This is a genomic window from Pseudomonas sp. M5 (genome assembly GCF_016907075.1).
Taxonomy (GTDB): Bacteria; Pseudomonadota; Gammaproteobacteria; order Pseudomonadales; family Pseudomonadaceae; genus Aquipseudomonas; species Aquipseudomonas putida_E.
This window is the reverse complement of sequence record NZ_JAFBBH010000001.1, coordinates 4,407,443-4,425,115: the sequence shown is the minus strand read 5'-3', so window position 1 is coordinate 4,425,115 and position 17,673 is coordinate 4,407,443. Positions and strand designations below refer to the sequence as shown.

At 60.5% G+C, this 17,673-nt stretch carries 14 protein-coding genes; 5 read left to right on the top strand and 9 right to left on the bottom strand.

The genetic code is table 11. From position 1 onward, the window contains the following. Positions 1 to 69 precede the first annotated feature (69 nt). The 3 genes from acs (at position 70) to JOE27_RS20115 (ending at position 5,933) form a co-directional block, all read left to right on the top strand. Positions 70 to 2,004, top strand: coding sequence for an acetate--CoA ligase (acs, locus tag JOE27_RS20125; RefSeq protein WP_204919644.1), 1,935 nt, complete (start codon positions 70 to 72; stop codon positions 2,002 to 2,004). A gap of 42 nt (positions 2,005 to 2,046) precedes the next feature. After that, the gene (locus JOE27_RS20120; protein WP_046788161.1) at positions 2,047 to 2,916 is read left to right on the top strand and encodes an oxygenase MpaB family protein; all 870 of its coding nucleotides are present in this window, start codon (positions 2,047 to 2,049) and stop codon (positions 2,914 to 2,916) included. An 80-nt stretch (positions 2,917 to 2,996) separates the two neighbouring features. After that, the gene (locus JOE27_RS20115) at positions 2,997 to 5,933 is read left to right on the top strand and encodes a DUF748 domain-containing protein (protein ID WP_204919642.1); all 2,937 of its coding nucleotides are present in this window, start codon (positions 2,997 to 2,999) and stop codon (positions 5,931 to 5,933) included. A gap of 134 nt (positions 5,934 to 6,067) precedes the next feature. Here JOE27_RS20115 and JOE27_RS20110 read toward each other — a convergent pair whose 3' ends face one another. Next, positions 6,068 to 6,481, bottom strand: coding sequence for a VOC family protein (locus tag JOE27_RS20110; RefSeq protein ID WP_046788159.1), 414 nt, complete (start codon positions 6,479 to 6,481; stop codon positions 6,068 to 6,070). A gap of 60 nt (positions 6,482 to 6,541) precedes the next feature. Here JOE27_RS20110 and JOE27_RS20105 point away from each other — a divergent pair, with 60 nt between their 5' ends. Then, positions 6,542 to 6,844, top strand: coding sequence for a putative quinol monooxygenase (locus JOE27_RS20105; RefSeq protein WP_204919640.1), 303 nt, complete (start codon positions 6,542 to 6,544; stop codon positions 6,842 to 6,844). Positions 6,845 to 6,920: 76 nt separating this feature from the next. Here the strand turns inward: JOE27_RS20105 and JOE27_RS20100 are convergent, their stop codons facing one another. After that, positions 6,921 to 7,274 carry a BON domain-containing protein gene (locus JOE27_RS20100; RefSeq protein WP_039603841.1) on the bottom strand — a complete coding sequence of 118 codons (354 nt, stop codon included), beginning with the start codon at positions 7,272 to 7,274 and terminating at the stop codon, positions 6,921 to 6,923. Between the two features lie 307 nt (positions 7,275 to 7,581). Between JOE27_RS20100 and JOE27_RS20095 the strand changes: the two genes are divergently transcribed. Further along, positions 7,582 to 8,819, top strand: a protein-coding gene (locus tag JOE27_RS20095; RefSeq protein ID WP_125924402.1) for an IS3 family transposase whose coding sequence is annotated in 2 segments (ribosomal slippage) — positions 7,582 to 7,930 and positions 7,930 to 8,819 — 1,239 coding nt in all. Because the reading frame shifts where the segments join, the coding sequence is not laid out codon by codon here. Positions 8,820 to 8,863: 44 nt separating this feature from the next. On the opposite strand, the gene pnp is transcribed toward JOE27_RS20095, so the two are convergent. The 7 genes from pnp to rimP all read right to left on the bottom strand — a co-directional run bounded on the left by pnp (position 8,864) and on the right by rimP (position 17,631). Beyond that, positions 8,864 to 10,969 (bottom strand): polyribonucleotide nucleotidyltransferase, encoded by a 2,106-nt coding sequence (gene pnp, locus JOE27_RS20090; protein ID WP_046788156.1) that lies wholly within the window; start codon positions 10,967 to 10,969, stop codon positions 8,864 to 8,866. A 251-nt stretch (positions 10,970 to 11,220) separates the two neighbouring features. Then, the gene (rpsO, locus tag JOE27_RS20085) at positions 11,221 to 11,490 is read right to left on the bottom strand and encodes a 30S ribosomal protein S15 (protein WP_012274241.1); all 270 of its coding nucleotides are present in this window, start codon (positions 11,488 to 11,490) and stop codon (positions 11,221 to 11,223) included. A gap of 146 nt (positions 11,491 to 11,636) precedes the next feature. Next, the gene (truB, locus tag JOE27_RS20080; protein ID WP_046788155.1) at positions 11,637 to 12,554 is read right to left on the bottom strand and encodes a tRNA pseudouridine(55) synthase TruB; all 918 of its coding nucleotides are present in this window, start codon (positions 12,552 to 12,554) and stop codon (positions 11,637 to 11,639) included. Positions 12,555 to 12,557: 3 nt separating this feature from the next. Beyond that, positions 12,558 to 12,956, bottom strand: a complete 399-nt coding sequence (gene rbfA / locus JOE27_RS20075) for a 30S ribosome-binding factor RbfA (protein WP_012312655.1) — start codon at positions 12,954 to 12,956, stop codon at positions 12,558 to 12,560. 116 nt (positions 12,957 to 13,072) lie between these two features. Next, positions 13,073 to 15,604, bottom strand: a complete 2,532-nt coding sequence (gene infB, locus JOE27_RS20070) for a translation initiation factor IF-2 (RefSeq protein ID WP_046788154.1) — start codon at positions 15,602 to 15,604, stop codon at positions 13,073 to 13,075. 27 nt (positions 15,605 to 15,631) lie between these two features. Continuing rightward, a complete protein-coding gene (gene nusA / locus JOE27_RS20065; protein ID WP_046788153.1) occupies positions 15,632 to 17,113 on the bottom strand; it encodes a transcription termination factor NusA in 1,482 nt (493 codons plus the stop codon). A 59-nt stretch (positions 17,114 to 17,172) separates the two neighbouring features. Further along, the gene (rimP, locus tag JOE27_RS20060) at positions 17,173 to 17,631 is read right to left on the bottom strand and encodes a ribosome maturation factor RimP (RefSeq protein WP_042111874.1); all 459 of its coding nucleotides are present in this window, start codon (positions 17,629 to 17,631) and stop codon (positions 17,173 to 17,175) included. Between the last annotated feature and the right edge of the window lie 42 nt (positions 17,632 to 17,673).

Genomic DNA, 17,673 nt, shown 5'->3' with positions numbered 1-17,673 from the left:
CCAGCTACACTGTCCAATCGAATAGCCGTTGCAGTCCACCGCCCCGACAAGAGCAAAGGACCACCTGCCATGTTCGATATACGCGACTACCCCCAGGCCCTGGCCGTCAGCCAGTCCGCCAGCCTTTCTACCGACGACTACAGCCGCCTCTACCGCCAGTCGGTCGAAGCCCCCGACACCTTCTGGGCCGAACAGGCCAAACGCCTGGCCTGGATCAAACCGTGGTCCAGGGTACAGCAATGCGACCTCAAGACCGGCGAAGCCCGCTGGTTCGAAGGTGCCCAGCTGAACGTCAGCTACAACTGCATCGATCGCCACCTGGCCCAACGCGGCGAGCAGACCGCCCTGTTGTGGGAAGGCGACGATCCTGCGGACTCCAAGGCCATCACCTACCAAGAGTTGCACCGCCAGGTCTGTCGCTTGGCCAATGCACTCAAGGCACGTGGCGTGAAGAAAGGCGACCGGGTATGCATCTATATGCCGATGATTCCCGAAGCTGCCTACGCCATGCTTGCCTGCACGCGGATTGGCGCGATCCACTCGGTGGTGTTCGGCGGCTTCTCCCCGGATGCGTTGCGCGACCGCATTCTCGATGCTGACTGCCGCACCGTGATTACTGCCGATGAGGGCGTGCGCGGCGGCAAACGCATCCCACTCAAGCAGAATGTCGACAAGGCAATGGCCAGTTGCCCGGACGTCAGCAGCGTATTGGTGGTGCGCCGTACCGGTACCGATGTAGCCTGGAGCGAGGGCCGCGACCTCTGGTATGACCAGGCAACGGAAAACGCGGGTGACGACTGCCCACCTGAACCCATGGAGGCCGAAGACCCGCTGTTCATCCTCTACACCTCCGGCAGCACCGGCAAGCCCAAGGGCGTGCTGCACACCACCGCCGGTTACCTGCTGCAGGCCACCATGACCTTCAAGGTGGTGTTCGACTACCGTGACGGCGAGGTGTTCTGGTGCACCGCCGACGTGGGCTGGGTCACCGGCCACAGTTACATCGTCTATGGCCCTCTGGCCAACGGCGCGGTTTCACTGTTGTTCGAGGGCGTTCCCAACTACCCGGACACCTCGCGGTTCTGGCAGGTGGTGGACAAGCACAAGGTCAATATCTTCTATACCGCGCCCACCGCACTGCGTGCTCTGATGCGTGAAGGCTCTGGCCCGTTGCAGGGTACGTCGCGCAAGAGCCTGCGCCTGCTCGGCAGCGTCGGCGAGCCGATCAACCCAGAGGCGTGGGAATGGTACTTCGAGGAAGTCGGCCAAAAACGCTGCCCCATCGTCGACACCTGGTGGCAGACCGAAACCGGCGGCATCATGCTCACCCCGCTGCCCGGCACACAGAAGCTCAAGCCAGGTTGTGCGACACAACCCATGTTCGGCGTGCAACCGGTGCTGCTGGATGACCAAGGCAAGCTGATCGAAGGGCCCGGCGCCGGCCTGCTGGCGATAAAGGCGAGTTGGCCGGGGCAGATCCGCAGCGTCTACGGCGACCACCAACGCATGGTCGATACCTACTTCAAGCCCATGCCCGGCTATTACTTCACCGGCGACGGTGCCCGGCGCGATGCCGATGGCGACTACTGGATCACCGGCCGCATCGATGATGTGATCAACGTTTCCGGCCACCGCATCGGTACCGCCGAAGTGGAAAGCGCACTGGTATTGCATGAAAGCGTCGCCGAGGCCGCAGTGGTCGGTTACCCCCATGACCTCAAGGGCCAGGGTGTGTATGCGTTCGTGACGACCATGAACGGCGTGACAGCGGACGATGCCCTGAAAGCGGAACTGTTGGCACTGGTCAGCAAGGAAATCGGCAGCTTCGCCAAACCCGAGCTGATCCAGTGGGCGCCGGCCTTGCCCAAGACCCGCTCGGGCAAGATCATGCGGCGTATACTGCGCAAGATCGCCTGCAACGAACTCGACACCCTGGGCGACACCTCGACCCTGGCTGACCCGAGCGTGGTGCAGGGGTTGATCGACAAACGCCTCAACCAATAGCCGGCGGCACCTGTTCATGGCCGCCCTGAACGACAGGTCACCATGGAAGCCCTACGCCGCCGTATCGAAACCCAGGTCATGAGCCTCACCGGGCTGGCCCTCGGCCAGCTCGACCTGGAATCCCCCAAAGGTGACCCCGGCCTGTTCGGCCCGCACAGCATGAGCTGGCGGGTGCATGGCGATTTCCCCAGCATGCTGGTTGGCGGTATCAGCGCCCTGATGCTGCAACTGCTGCACCCGCTGGCACTGGCGGGCGTGTGGGACCACTCCAACTTTCGCCAAGACCTGCTCGGCCGCTTGCGCCGCACCAGCCAATTCATTTCGGGCACGACATTCGGCTCGACCCGTGACGCCGAGTGGCTGATCGACAAGGTGCGCACCATTCACCTGCAAGTGACCGGGACTGCGCCCGATGGCCGTCCATACGCTGCCAGCGACCCCGATCTGCTGACCTGGGTACATGTGGCCGAAGTCAGCAGCTTCCTCGCGGCCCACCTGCGCTATCGCGACCCGCAGCTGTCACGCACCGAGCAGGATGCCTATTACGACGAAATCGCCCTGATCGCCGAACGCCTCGGCGCCCGCGATGTGCCCCGTTCATGCCAGCAGGTCGACGAGTACCTGCAGCGTATGCGCCCTCAACTGCACTGCGACGCGCGCAGCCTGGAAGTGATCGAGATCCTGCTTCAGGCCCCTGCACCGAGCCGTCTTGCCCAGCCGGTTGGCAGGTTGATGCTGCAAGCGGGTATCGACCTGTTGCCGGCCTGGGCCCAGGCCATGCTCGGCCTGCATCAGGGCCCGCTGCAGCAGCGCATGATCCGTTTGGGGCTAAGCCGCACCGCCCCGGTACTGCGTTGGGCCATGCGTGACGGTTCGGCGCATCGCGCCAAAAGGCGCATGGGGATCGAGTGAGCGCAAATGCCGCGCCCCCAGCGGAACCGATTTAACCTGCCATACTCCAAGCTCTCCTGCCTGGACAGACGAAGCGACACATGTACAAAGGATTGACTCGCGCCCTCGGCGCCCTGTTGGCTCTCGTGGCCCTCTACAGCCTGCTTGGCTTCCTCATCGTTCCTGGCGTTGCCCTGCGCATCGCCAACCAGCAGCTGGCCCAATACGCCACACTGCCGGCGCACCTTCAGCGTATCGAGCTCAACCCGTTCAGCCTCGAGCTGACGCTGTGGGGCCTGCAGATCGGCGAACCGGGCAAAGAACAGGTAGGGTTTGAGCGGCTGTATGCGAACCTTGCGCTCGACAGCCTGTGGAGCGGCGCCCTGCACCTGCAGGCGATCGAACTCGACAAACCCCGCAACGAAGTGCTGTTCGCCAAGGACGGCACGCTCAACCTCACCCAGCTGTTCAAGCTGCCAGCCAGCGAACCCAAAGCTCAAGAGCCTGCATCCGATCCGTTCCCCTTGCGCATCGGCAGCATCAAGCTCAGCGCTGGCTACCTGCATTTTGCCGATGCGCGTCCAAGCGAGCCGATCGAGTTCATCTACGACGACATGAACCTGGAGCTGAAAAACCTCAGCACCTTGCCGGACGACAACGCTGACATGACGTTGGTGGCATTGGGCCCTAACGGTGGGCGCATCGACTGGAACGGCACCTTGAGCCTTGCGCCTATAGCTTCAAAGGGCACTCTGAAAATCACCGACGGCAAGATGAAGCTGTTCTGGCCCTACGTTCGCGATGCCGTGCCGCTGGTGCTGGAGGACGGCGTGGTCAACCTCGACACGCACTACACGCTCAACCTGTCCAAGGAAACCGAGCTGCTGCTGGACAACACCTCGGTACGTGTCGCGCCATTCGCCATAAAGGCGCCAGATGGTCGCCCACTGGTACGCCTGGCGAGCCTCGATGTCAGCGAAACCAGCATCGACCTGGCCAAACAGCGGGTTACCGTGGGCAAGATCCGCAGTGAAAAACTGGAAACCTGGGCCGCCCTGGAGCAGGACGGCCAGCTCGACTGGCAGAAACTCTTCGCCAGCCAGCCGGCCAAGCCCACGCCGACGGAAAAGGCAGAGCCGGCCGCCGCAGAACCGGCTGCCAACGACAAGGCAGCCAAGGAACCAGGCAAGCCATGGCAAGTGCTACTCAAGGACGTTCAGCTGCGCAATTATCAGGTGCACCTGGCCGACCGTAGCCAGAAAGAGCCAGTTGCGCTGGACGTTGGGCCTCTGAACGTCGACATGCAGGGTTTCGACAGCCTCAACCAGTCGCCCTTCACCCTCAAGCTCGACACCGGCATTGGCAAGCAGGGCAAGTTGCAGGCCAGTGGCGAGGTCAACCTGGCGCCGGTCAGCGCCAGGCTCGATGTCAGCACACGCGACATCGACCTGCGTATTGCGCAGGCCTACATCAGCCCGTTCATCCGCCTGGAGCTGCGCAGCGGCATGCTTGCCAGCGACCTCAAGGTCGACCTCAAAGGCACCGAACCACTGGCCTTCACCGTGGCCGGCAAGGCGCAGGTCAACCAGTTGCACACCCTGGACACCATCAAGAACCGCGACTTCGTCAAATGGCAACAGGTGAATGTGGACGGCCTGGCCTATGTGCACGGTGATGCCCTGTCGATCGACAAGGTAACCCTGCTGCAGCCCTATGCCCGCTTCATCATCAACGAAGACCGCACCACCAATGTCGATGACCTGCTGATCCCGCAGCCTGCCAATGCCCCCGCGCCAAGCCAAGCCAAGCCGGCCAGCACCCAAAGCAGCAAGCCGCTGGGCATCCGCATCGGGCAGATCAGCATCAACGATGGTTCAGCCAACTTTGCCGACCTCACTCTGACACCTAACTTCGCCACGGCGGTGCAGCAGCTCAACGGCCAGATCGGCACCATCGACAACCGCAAGCCGGCGCCGGCCAAGGTCGACATCAAGGGCAAGGTCGACCGTTATGCACCGGTTACCATCAAAGGCGCGCTGAACCCGTTCAACCCGATGGCAAGCCTGGATATCGCCACCAGCTTCAAACGTGTCGAGCTGACCACGCTGACGCCCTACTCTGGCAAGTTCGCCGGCTTCCGTATCCGCAAGGGCCGCCTGAACCTCGACCTGCACTACCTGATCACCAATGGCCAATTGAAGGCCGAGAACAAGCTGGTGGTCGAGCAATTGCAGTTGGGTGAGAAGGTCGATAGCCCGGATGCGGTCGACCTGCCCATTCGCTTGGCGGTCGCGCTGCTCAAAGACACCGAAGGCAAGATTTCGATCGAGCTGCCGGTGACCGGCGACCTCAACAACCCGCAATTCAGCGTCATGCCAATCGTCTGGCAGACCTTGCGCAACCTTGTGCTGCGTGCGGCGCAGGCACCGTTCAAGTTCATCGGCGGGTTGATAGCAGGCGGCGGCTCCCAAGACCTCGGCAATGTATCGTTCGCCCCAGGTTCCAGCGAGCTCAGTGGCGATGCGCAATCGGCCCTGGACAAGCTCGCCTCGGCCCTCAAAGAGCGCCCTGAACTGCGCCTGGAAATCGAAGGCACCAGTGCCCAGAGCAGTGATGGCCCACTGCTCGCTCAGCAGCGCCTGGAGCGGGAGTATCAGGCCACCTGGTACAAGATCCTGCAACGCCGTGGCGACAAGGTGCCAGCCAACGCCTCCATGCTGGTGGTCGACGACAGCGACAAGCCGGCCATGCTCGAAGGCATCTACCGTACCCGTCTGAAACAGCAACCACCGGCCGACTGGGAACAGCTGAGCCGCGAGGAGCGCACCGCCAGGCTGCGCGAGGCGGTAATCAAATCATGGGCCGAAAGTGCCGCATTGCTGCGCACCCTGGGCCAGGAGCGGGCCAGCAGTATCAAGGACTACCTGGTCGACAAGGGCAAGCTTGAGGATGACCGGGTGTATTTCATCGATACCACGCTGGGGCAGGCTGAATCAGATGGCCGGGTGATTACGCCGATGCATCTGGATGCTGAGTAAACAATTTCTGCCCTGACGCGCCCTGTAGGAGCGGCCTTGCGTCGCGAAAGGGCTGCGCAGCAGTCCCAGGATATCTGTGGCGGCGCTGATATCCTGGGGCCGCTTTGCGGCCCTTTCGCGACGCAAGGCCGCTCCTACGAAAGCCGCTGCCCGGATACCGCCGGGTGGTACAGCGGCTGCACCTTGTTGCCTGCCGGGTCCAGCAAGTGGAAGCTGCGCGCGCCATCCCCATGATTGAAAGGCCGGTCCAGCAAGGTCACCCCACGAGCCTTGAAGTACTGATACCAGGCCTCCAATTCCTCCACGCTGTCGACGATGAAGCCGTAGTGATCCAGCGTCTGCAGGCCATTGGCAGCCCCTGCCCCCCGCCCCAGCGAGAGGTTGTCGTTACCACACGTCAAGTAGACCAGATCCTCGTTGGCTCGATTCAACACCTCCATGCCCAGCACATCGACATAGAAACGCTCGCACTCTTCAAGGTTGGGCACCAGCAGGGCGATATGGCGCAGGCCATTGAGACGACCGGGGCGTGCAGGTAATTCAGACATTAGCGCGACTCCATTTTTGTATACAATTCATAATAGAATTTAAAACAAAAGGAGCTTCATGTGTATAGCTTGTTCATCAAGACGCGCGTCAAGCCTGGTTGCGCCGAACGCTTTCTCACGGCCATCAAGGTAAACGCTGCCGCCTCCGTGGCCACGGAACCCGGGTGCCTGGTGTTCGATGTGTCACAGGACCGGGTCGATCCGGAGGTAATCTACCTGTACGAAATCTACCGCGACGACGAGGCATATGAAGCGCATACCCGCACTGCGCACTTTCGTGACAGCCGCCCCCTTGTAGAGCCTCTGATCGCCGAGCAGGAGTATTTCGAAAGCAACGTTATCGCGCGTAACCCAGCGAATTGAGCGGTAACGAAAAGCCCCGGCCAAGGCCGGGGCTGTTTTGAAAGGTGGCCAGATCCTTTGGCCGACGGGACATTCCTTATTCGGACTTCAGACCATCAGACATGACGCTCTTGACGCCCTTGATGTTCTTGGCAATGCGGACCGCTTCTTCTTTCTGAGAATCGGTGACCTTCACGTCAGAAGACAGCGACACGACGCCTTGGCTGGTTTCGACTTTGATGTCACTGCCTGGAACGCCTTTTTCAGTCATCAGGTCAGCTTTGACTTTGGTGGTGATCCAAGTGTCGGAGCCTTCCTGTTGCATGTTGTCCACAGTGTCGTTGGCAGCCAGCATGACTGGAGCCTGGACAGGCTCGGCGGCGAACGCACCATTAGCCATGGTCAGGGTCAGGGCAGTAGCAGTAGCGGCAGCAATGGCGAACTTCTTCATGTGAGTCACTCCTGTTTTTCGAAAGGTCTGCGCCGTATGTCCTGGCGGCAGGTATGAAGGTAGTTGCACGGGCTGTGCCAGGTTTTAATATTTAATTTTTTCCTTGCATATCAACTACTTACTAAAATCACAACAAGTCATCAATCGTGCAAATTGCAACCTGCGAGATAAATCTGCGTGCAAGATGCAAGTGTGCAAAAGGTTCCGTGCAGACAATAAAAAAGGGCCCGCTAAGGGCCCTTTTTGTACAACGTGTCCCGTCCTGAATAAGGTTTACACCTCCCATCCCGAATTTCCGGAGAGTCAGATGGAACAAGGTGTAAAGCGCACACAGCGTGATTACTCGCTGTCTTTTAAATTGGCGGTGGTTGATCAGATTGAAAAAGGCGAACTGACCTACAAGCAGGCCCAGGTGCGGTACGGCATCCAGGGGCGGTCGACGGTTCTGGTATGGTTGCGTAAGCACGGTCGGCAGGATTGGAGCCAGGGGGCCTCGATCCGCGACGAGAGGAGCTGCGCGATGTCTGACCCCAAAACGCTCACTCCAGAGCAGCGGATCAAAGAGCTTGAGCAGCAGCTTGAGCTGATGAGCCAGAAGGCCCAGTTCTTTGAAACTGTCGTTGATGTTCTGAAAAATGACTATGGTGTCTCGATCGTAAAAAAGCGATCCGGCAAGTCCTCTCGCAAGGTCAAGTCGCAGGACTGAGCATTGCCAGGGCTTGTCAGTTTCTAGGTATCAGTCGACAGGCTTACTACAAACGTAATCGAGCTGCCGATGACAAAGAACGCCAGGCAGACCAGGTGGTTGAGTTTGTACGGCAAGTCCGGATGCGCCAGCCTCGTCTAGGCACACGCAAGCTGCACTATCTGCTGCATTGCCAACCTGACAGACGATTCCAGGTCGGCCGAGATAGGCTGTTCCAGGTCTTGGGAGAGCGCCGTTTGCTAGTGCTGCCTAAGCGGGCCTACCACAAGACAACACAGAGCTTTCATCGCTTCTACCGCCATCCCAACTTACTCAAGCCCGGCCCAAGCCAGGTCGTTCCGACAAGGCCGGAGCACGTCTGGGTTGCCGACATCACTTACCTGCCCGCACGTAACGGGCCGCTGTACCTGAGCCTGGTAACGGATGCGTACTCCAGGAAAATTGTTGGCCACCACGTCCATGAAAGCCTGCACGCCGAGTCAGTAGCGCAAGCCTTCAGGCAGGCTTTACGAAAGCGAGGTCGTCGCCAGCCATTGGTCCACCATTCGGATCGAGGAATCCAATATTGCTCAGCGCTATACCAGTCACTGCATCAACGGCACGGCGTTCAGTGCTCCATGACTGATGGGTATGACTGTTACCAGAACGCGCTGGCCGAGCGAGTCAATGGAATCCTCAAGATGGAACTTCTGTTGAGCAGCCCTGAAGATCTGGAGCAAGCGAGACAGATGGTTGACGAGGCAGTGCAGATTTACAACACAGAACGGCCTCATATGGCCCTGAAAAACAAAACGCCCGATGCGGTGCATCGGGCGTTTGAGGCCTGTCGGCCTACCTGAGCTGGTGTAAACCTATTTCAGGACTAGACAACGTTGCAGGTCGCTTAGACGCCCGAGGCCTTGGCCGCGGCAACGTCTTTGATCGACAGCTTGATACGGCCGCGGTTGTCCACGTCCAGTACCAGCACTTCGACTTCCTGACCTTCTTTCAGAATATCGGTCACTTTCTCTACGCGTGCATCGCTGAGCATGGAGATGTGTACCAGGCCGTCCTTGCCAGGCAGGATGTTGACGAAGGCGCCGAAGTCGACGATACGCTCGACCTTGCCCACGTAGATCTTGCCGATCTCGGCTTCAGCGGTGATGCCCAGAACGCGCTGACGCGCGGCTTCTGCAGCTTCTTTGGTTTCGCCGAAGATCTTGATCGAGCCATCGTCTTCGATATCGATCGAAGCTTTGGTCTCTTCGCAGATGGCACGGATGGTGGCGCCGCCTTTACCGATGACGTCACGGATCTTGTCGGTGTCGATCTTCATCGCGATCATGGTCGGGGCGTTGGCCGACAGCTCGGTACGCGACTGGCCAATGATCTGGTTCATCTGGCCGAGGATGTTCAGGCGCGCTTCCAGGGCCTGGCCCAGGGCGATTTCCATGATCTCTTCGGTGATGCCGTTGATCTTGATGTCCATCTGCAGTGCGGTAACGCCTTTGGCAGTACCGGCAACCTTGAAGTCCATGTCGCCCAGGTGGTCTTCATCACCCAGGATGTCGGTCAGGACTGCGAACTTCTCGCCTTCCTTGACCAGGCCCATGGCGATACCGGCCACCGGTGCCTTCATCGGTACACCGGCATCCATCAGTGCCAGGGAAGCACCGCAGACCGACGCCATGGAGCTGGAACCGTTGGACTCGGTGATTTCCGACACAACACGGATGGTGTACGGGAACACGTCAGCGGCAGGCAGCATGGCCTGTACCGAACGGCGGGCCAGGCGGCCGTGACCGATTTCACGACGGCCAGCACCGCCCATGCGACCACACTCGCCCACCGAGAACGGCGGGAAGTTGTAGTGCAGCATGAAGGGGTCTTTCTTCTCGCCTTCGAGGGTGTCCAGCAGCTGGGCGTCACGGGCAGTACCCAGGGTCGCGACGACCAGGGCCTGGGTTTCACCACGGGTGAACAGTGCCGAACCGTGCGTCTTCGGCAGAACGCCGACTTCGATGTTCAGCGGGCGAACGGTCTTGGTGTCACGGCCATCGATACGCGGCTTGCCGTTGACGATGTTTTCGCGAACGGTGCGGTATTCGATCTCACCGAAGATTTCTTTTACTTCGCTGGCCGATGGCTGGCCTTCTTCACCGGAGAACTTGGCGATCGCCTGGTCGCGCAGCTCGCCCAGGCGCGCGTAGCGGTCGGCCTTGACGGTGATGGTGTAGCCCTGCGAAACGGCTTCGCCGAATTCAGCGCGAATGGCGTTGAACAGCTCGGTGTTGGCAACGGCAGGTTTCCAGTCCCAGGTCGGCTTGGCAGCTTCGGCAGCCAGCTCTTTGACAGCCTGGATAACGGCCTGGAATTCGTCGTGGGCGAACAGTACAGCGCCCAGCATCTGGTCTTCGGTCAGCTCTTGGGCTTCCGACTCAACCATCAGCACGGCGTCGGAAGTACCGGCAACGACCATGTCCAGGCTCGAGGCAGCCAGTTGCTCGTAAGTCGGGTTCAGCAGGTAGCCGGTGCTTTCGTGGAAGGCAACACGGGCAGCGCCGATCGGGCCTTCGAACGGGATGCCGGAGATGGCCAGCGCAGCCGAGGTACCGATCATCGCAGCGATGTCCGGATCGGTCTTCTTGCTGGTCGATACCACGGTGCAGACGACCTGGACTTCGTTCATGAAGCCTTCAGGGAACAGCGGGCGGATCGGACGGTCGATCAGGCGCGAGGTCAGCGTCTCTTTCTCGGAAGGACGGCCTTCGCGCTTGAAGAAGCCACCCGGGATCTTGCCGGCGGCGTAGGTCTTTTCCTGGTAGTGGACCGACAGAGGGAAGAAGCCCTTGCCTGGATCGGCCTGCTTGGCACCGACCACGGTCACCAGCACGGTGACATCGTTGTCGACGGTAACCAGCACGGCGCCGGTTGCCTGACGGGCAATGCGGCCCGTTTCGAGAGTAACGGTCGATTGACCGAACTGGAATTTCTTGATTACCGGGTTCACGGTTTCCTACCTTTTTTCAGTGGCTCTGGGGGAACTGGTTTCTTGCGAATTCTTGGGCAGAACGGGGAATCGGCCCCATTGACCGTCCAGATACAACACGAGGCTGGGAGCCTGGCGCCGAGCGGAAAAAACCGCTCGGCGTTGCCAGGCTGCCAACCTCGAAGATACGCGTGGCGTGTCCGACGCAAACGCTGCCAAGCAGCGCTGGCGAAGCATGCGACACGCCATGCACACCACTGACCAGGCCGCTATTAGCGACGCAGGCCCAGGCGACCGATCAGGGCGCTGTAACGAGTGGTGTCTTTGCCCTTCAGGTAGTCCAGCAGCTTACGACGCTGGTTAACCATGCGGATCAGGCCACGACGCGAGTGGTGGTCTTTACCGTTGGCCTTGAAGTGGCCTTGCAGCTTGTTGATGTTCGCGGTCAGCAGAGCGACCTGAACTTCCGGGCTACCAGTGTCACCAGCAGCTTGCTGGAAGTCGGTAACGATTTGAGCTTTTTCTTCAACGCTGAGGGCCATGTGGCTTCTCCTGATAACGGAACCCGCAAGCGGGTCCAATAGGCCAGGGACAAATCCCTGTATTAATAAAAAAGGTGTGACCGTGCCTACTGACAGCCACCCTTGTATCCGCAGGCCACAGCATGAGCCGAAGCCTGCGGTTTCGATCATTCCGACCGAATCAGTCGACGCGGCGCAATACGCCCGTCTTCGCTCACTTCACCGATACCGATGAAACGACCATTGTGATCCTGTACCCGGACCATGCCAAATTGCGGCGCGTCCGGAGCACGTACCGCCTGGCCATGCAGCCAGTAGAACGCGCTGTGTTCGGACAAGCCGATCAGCGGCCAGTCCTGCAGGCCACTGTCCGAAGGCATGAGGAAGCGATCGAGCGCTTCGTTGCCGCCTTCGGCGTGGGCCTGTTCGAGTTCCTCGAGGGTCACGGTCTGGGCCAGCTCGAAGGGCCCGGCGTGGGTCCTGCGCAGCTCGGCAACATAGGCGCCACAGCCGAGGGCCTCGCCGATATCCTCCACCAGGGTGCGGATATAGGTGCCTTTGCTGCATCCTACGCTCAGCCGTGCACGGGTGCCTTCGCACTCGAGCAACTCCAAGCGGTTAATAGTAACAGAACGCGCCTCGCGCTCCACTACCTCTCCTGCACGTGCCAGTTTGTAAAGCGGCTGACCATCACGCTTGAGCGCCGAGTACATCGGCGGTATCTGGCTGATCGGGCCGCGAAAACGTGGCAGTAGCGCCTCGATGTCGGCACGACCAACGGTCACTTCACGGGTTTGCAGGACCTCGCCTTCAGCATCGGCAGTATTGGTAGTCTGCCCCAGCTGCATGACGGTTTCGTAGCCCTTGTCGGAATCGAGCAGGTACTGCGAAAACTTGGTCGCTTCGCCGAAGCACAGCGGCAGCACGCCGGTGGCCAACGGGTCGAGGCTGCCGGTGTGGCCAGCCTTTTCCGCGTTGAGCAACCAGCGCACTTTCTGCAGTGCGGCGTTGGAGGTGAACCCCAGTGGCTTGTCGAGCAGGATGATGCCGCTGACGTTGCGGCGGATACGTTTGACCTGGGCCACCGGTTACTCCTTGGTGTCCTGCTCGTCGGTATCCTTGTGCAGGCGGTCTTCGGCCACTGCACGCTCGATCAGCGCTGACAGGTGGACACCACGGCTGACGCTCTCATCGAAATGGAAGTGCAACTGCGGCACGCTGCGCAGCTGCATCGAGCGGCCCAGGTGCAGGCGCAGGAAGCTGGCAGCGCTGTTCAGCGCCTTGAGCGACTGCTGCACTGCGTCCGGCGTTTCTTCACCCATGACGGTGATGAAGACCTTGGCATGGCCCAGGTCGCGACTGACGTCGACGGCGGTGATGGTCACCAGGCCGACGCGTGGGTCCTTGACTTCACGGCGGATCAGTTCTGCCAGCTCGCGCTGCATCTGATCACCGATACGTTGGGTACGGCTGTATTCTTTGGCCATTCTTGCTACCTGTAACTTAAAGCGGCAAACGCCCGGTCAGGCTGAAGCCTGACCGGGCGCTACCTACTGAGGGGCTGCCCACCGCCCTGGGGCGGGGGCCGACACCCTGCTCGCCCTTAAAGGGTACGAGCAACCTGGACTTTCTCGAAGACTTCGATCTTGTCGCCGACCTTGACGTCGTTGTAGCTCTTGACGCCAATACCGCACTCCATGCCCGAACGCACTTCTGCAGCGTCGTCCTTGAAACGACGCAGCGATTCCAGCTCGCCTTCGAAGATGACCACGTCGTCGCGCAGTACGCGGATCGGACGGTTGCGGTACACGGTACCCTCGATGACCATACAGCCAGCGATGGCGCCGAACTTCGGCGAACGGAACACGTCACGCACTTCGGCCACACCCAGGATGTTCTCGCGAACATCGCTGCCGAGCATGCCGGTCAGGGCCTTCTTGACGTCTTCGATGATGTCGTAGATCACGTTGTAGTAACGCATATCCAGACCTTCCTGCTCGACGATCTTGCGCGCACCGGCATCGGCACGCACGTTGAAGCCGAACAGCACCGCATTGGACGCCAGCGCCAGGTTGGCATCGCTCTCGGTGATACCACCGACGCCGCCACCGATCACGCGAACCTGAACTTCGTCGTTGCCCAGGCCGCCGAGCGAACCCTGAAGTGCTTCCAGGGAACCGCGCACGTCGGTCTTGAGGACGATGTTGAGGGTCTTCTTCTCTTCCTGACCCATGGTCTCGAAGATGTTTTCCAGCTTGCCGGCGTGAGCACGGGCCAGCTTGACCTCGCGGTATTTGCCCTGACGGAACAGTGCAACCTCGCGGGCCTTCTTCTCGTCGGCAACCACGGACAGCTCGTCACCGGCTTCCGGAGTGCCATCCAGGCCGAGGATTTCGACCGGGATCGACGGGCCGGCTTCCTTAACAGGCTTGCCGTTCTCGTCCAGCATGGCACGCACGCGGCCATAGTTGGAGCCGCACAGGACCATGTCGCCCTGACGCAGGGTACCGTCCTGAACCAGGATGGTCGCCACCGGGCCGCGGCCCTTGTCCAGGCGCGATTCGACAACCACACCACGACCAGGCGCGGTCGGAGTGGCCGTCAACTCGAGGACTTCGGCCTGCAGCAATACGGCTTCAAGCAGTTCGTCGACGCCCGTACCCATCTTCGCCGAAACCTTGACGAACGGCGTGTCACCACCCCATTCCTCGGAGGTCACGCCTTCGACGGACAGCTCGTTACGGATGCGATCGAGGTCAGCACCAGGCTTGTCGATCTTGTTCACCGCAACCACCAGAGGAACGCCAGCTGCCTTGGCATGCTGAACGGCTTCACGGGTCTGTGGCATCACGCCATCGTCCGCCGCCACCACCAGGATGACGATGTCGGTCGCCTTGGCACCACGGGCACGCATCTGAGTGAACGCAGCGTGGCCTGGGGTATCGAGGAAGGTGACCATGCCGCGGTCGGTTTCCACGTGGTAGGCACCGATGTGCTGGGTGATACCACCGGCTTCGCCAGCGGCAACCTTGGCACGACGGATATAGTCGAGCAGCGAGGTCTTGCCATGGTCAACGTGACCCATGACGGTAACGACCGGTGCACGCGACTCGGCCTGGCCTTCGAACTTCAGCGATTCGGCCAGGGAATCTTCCAGGGCGGTATCGCTGACCAGGGTGACCTTGTGGCCCAGCTCTTCTGCGATCAGCTGAGCGGTTTCCTGGTCGAGCACCTGGTTGATGGTGACCGGAGTGCCCATCTTGAACATGAACTTGACGACTTCAGCGGCCTTGACCGACATCTGCTGCGCAAGTTCCGAGACGGTGATGGTCTCGCCGATGGTCACGTCACGGATGACCGGACCGGTCGGGTTCTGGAAGCCATGCTGGTTACGCTTCTTCAGCTTGCCCTTGCCACCACGACCACGGCGAGCGCCATCGCTCTCTTCGTCGGTGGTGCGCGGAGCGGCACGAGGGGTCGGAGCCTTTTCTTTCTCCTTCACCTTGACCTTGATCGACACACGTGGCGCCTCGCCACGGCGACGGTCGTCATCGCGAGTACGGCTTTCGTTGCGACGGGTCTCGTCCTTCTTGCGCTCGGCAGCACGGGCTGCAGCGTCTTCGGAAGCCGGGGCGTTAGCGACGGCCGGTGCTGGTGCCGGAGCAGCAGCAGCCGGTGCCGGCTCGGCCTTGGCAGCCGGCGCAGCGGCAGCAGTAGCGGTCGCGTGGCGACGAGCCTGCTCTTCGTTACGTTGGCGAACGTCGGCGTCGACCTTGTCACGCGCGGCATTTTCAGCCGCACGGCGCTCGTCCTGCTCACGTTTCTGCTCAGCCTGAATCTCTTCAGGGCTGCGCTGAACGAATACTTTCTTCTTGCGTACTTCTACGCTGATGCTTTTGCTACCGGCGACACGCAGGGTGCTGGTGGTCTTGCGCTGCAAGGTAATCTTGCGCGGCTCTTCCGCCTTGCTCTTGTGGCTGCTCTTCAAATGGGTCAGCAGAGTCTGCTTCTCATTGTCGGTCACTACCTGACCGGCGTCGGTGTGCGGCAGACCTGCCTCACGCATCTGCTGCAGCAGGCGCTCTACCGGTGCCTCGACCTCTTGGGCCAGTTCTTTCACCGTGACTTGCGTCATGCACTTCTCTCCTCAGGCCGCGCCTAATTACTCGAACCAGTGGGCTCGGGCGGCCATGATCAACTTGCCGGCACGCTCTTGGTCGATGCCGTCGATGTCGAGCAGGTCGTCAATCGACTGCTCGGCCAGGTCTTCGCGGTTAACCACGCCGCGCACCGCCAGTTCCGCCGCCAGGTCCTTGTCCATGCCCTCAAGGGAGAGCAGGTCTTCGGCCGGATGGGCGTCTGCCAGTTTTTCTTCGGTAGCGATGGCCTTGGTCAACAAACGGTCCTTGGCTCGAGCGCGGAGCTCATTGACGATATCCTCGTCAAAGCCATCGATGTTGAGCATTTCTTCCAACGGTACGTAGGCAATTTCTTCAAGGCTGGTAAAGCCTTCGTCGACCAGCACTTGGGCCAGCTCCTCGTCGACTTCCAGTTCCTCGATGAAGTTGCGCAGGATGTCACCGGTTTCCGCCTGCTGCTTGGCCTGGATGTCCTTCTCGGTCATCACGTTCAGGGTCCAGCCGGTCAACTGACTGGCCAGGCGAACGTTCTGACCACCACGGCCAATGGCCTGGGCCAGGTTGTCCTCGGCAACGGCGATGTCCATGGCATGGGCATCTTCGTCAACGATGATCGCCGCGACTTCAGCCGGCGACATGGCGTTGATGACAAATTGCGCCGGGTTCTCGTCCCACAGGACGATATCCACACGCTCGCCACCCAGCTCGCCGGATACGGCCTGGACGCGCGAACCGCGCATGCCGATACAGGCACCCTGCGGGTCGATGCGCTTGTCCTTGGAGCGGACGGCGATCTTGGCACGCGATCCCGGATCACGGGAAGCGGCCATGACTTCAATGAGGCCTTCTGCGATTTCCGGCACTTCGATGCGGAACAGTTCGATCAGCATCTGTGGCGCGGTGCGCGACAGGATCAGCTGCGGACCGCGGTTCTCGGTGCGGATTTCCTTGAGCAGCGCACGCAAGCGCACGCCAACCCGGAAGGTCTCACGTGGAATGATGTCTTCGCGAGCCAGCAGCGCCTCGGCGTTGTTGCCCAGGTCGACGATGACGTTGTCGCGGGTAACCTTCTTGACAGTACCGGAGATGATCTCGCCAACGCGTTCGCGGTAGGCATCGACCACCTGGGCGCGCTCGGCCTCACGGACCTTCTGCACGATGACCTGCTTGGCGGTCTGGGCGGCGATACGACCGAATTCGATGGACTCGATCTTCTCCTCGATCACGTCACCCACCTTGGCTTCAGGGTGAGTCTCGTGGATCTTGGCCAGCCAGGTCTCGATTGCCGGATCGTCCAGATCGGCTTCGTCGACCACGGTCCAGCGACGGAAGGTCTCGTAGCTACCGGTGTGGCGGTTGATTTCCACACGCAGGTCGACTTCGTCTTCAAAACGTTTTTTGGTTGCAGTAGCCAAGGCCACTTCCAGCGCTTCGAAAATGACGCCGGGCGGTACACCTTTTTCGTTGGATACCGATTCAACAACCAGCAGTACTTCTTTGCTCATCGTACGCCTCGCCTTGCGCAAGCCATTGGGCCCGGATAGTCCGCCGGGCCCGGCACGTCTCAGTCAAAACTGGGAATAATATTGGCCTTGTCGATCGAGTCGATCGGCAACAGGAACTCATGACTGTCCACCTGGACCACCACATCCTGCTCCTCCACACCGCGGAGAAGGCCCTGGAAGTTACGACGACCCTCGAAGGGCGTACGCAGCTTGATCTTCACTTGTTCGCCGGCATGCGAGGCAAACTGTTCCAGCGTGAACAGCGGGCGATCCATGCCTGGAGAGGACACCTCAAGGGTATATTCACTGCTGATCGGATCTTCCACATCAAGAATGGCGCTGGCCTGACGGCTGACCGCTTCACAGTCCTCCACCAGAATGCCGCCTTCCTTGTCGATATAGATGCGCAATACCGAATGCTTACCCTGGGAAACGTACTCGATCCCCCAGCATTGATAGCCCAGACCCTCGACCACCGGGGCCAACAAGGCCTGCAACTGTTCTAGCTTGCTCGACACCTGAACCCCCTCGTGCATGCTGTGCAAATAAAAAATGGGCGA

Bases quoted from the DNA above. Each gene is read 5' to 3' on its own strand.
- acs (WP_204919644.1), top strand. From the start codon at position 70: ATGTTCGATATACGCGACTACCCCCAGGCCCTGGCCGTCAGCCAGTCC.
- JOE27_RS20120 (WP_046788161.1), top strand. From the start codon at position 2,047: ATGGAAGCCCTACGCCGCCGTATCGAAACCCAGGTCATGAGCCTCACC.
- JOE27_RS20115 (WP_204919642.1), top strand. From the start codon at position 2,997: ATGTACAAAGGATTGACTCGCGCCCTCGGCGCCCTGTTGGCTCTCGTG.
- JOE27_RS20110 (WP_046788159.1), bottom strand. From the start codon at position 6,481: ATGTCTGAATTACCTGCACGCCCCGGTCGTCTCAATGGCCTGCGCCAT.
- JOE27_RS20100 (WP_039603841.1), bottom strand. From the start codon at position 7,274: ATGAAGAAGTTCGCCATTGCTGCCGCTACTGCTACTGCCCTGACCCTG.
- rpsO (WP_012274241.1), bottom strand. From the start codon at position 11,490: ATGGCCCTCAGCGTTGAAGAAAAAGCTCAAATCGTTACCGACTTCCAG.
- rbfA (WP_012312655.1), bottom strand. From the start codon at position 12,956: ATGGCCAAAGAATACAGCCGTACCCAACGTATCGGTGATCAGATGCAG.
- infB (WP_046788154.1), bottom strand. From the start codon at position 15,604: ATGACGCAAGTCACGGTGAAAGAACTGGCCCAAGAGGTCGAGGCACCG.
- nusA (WP_046788153.1), bottom strand. From the start codon at position 17,113: ATGAGCAAAGAAGTACTGCTGGTTGTTGAATCGGTATCCAACGAAAAA.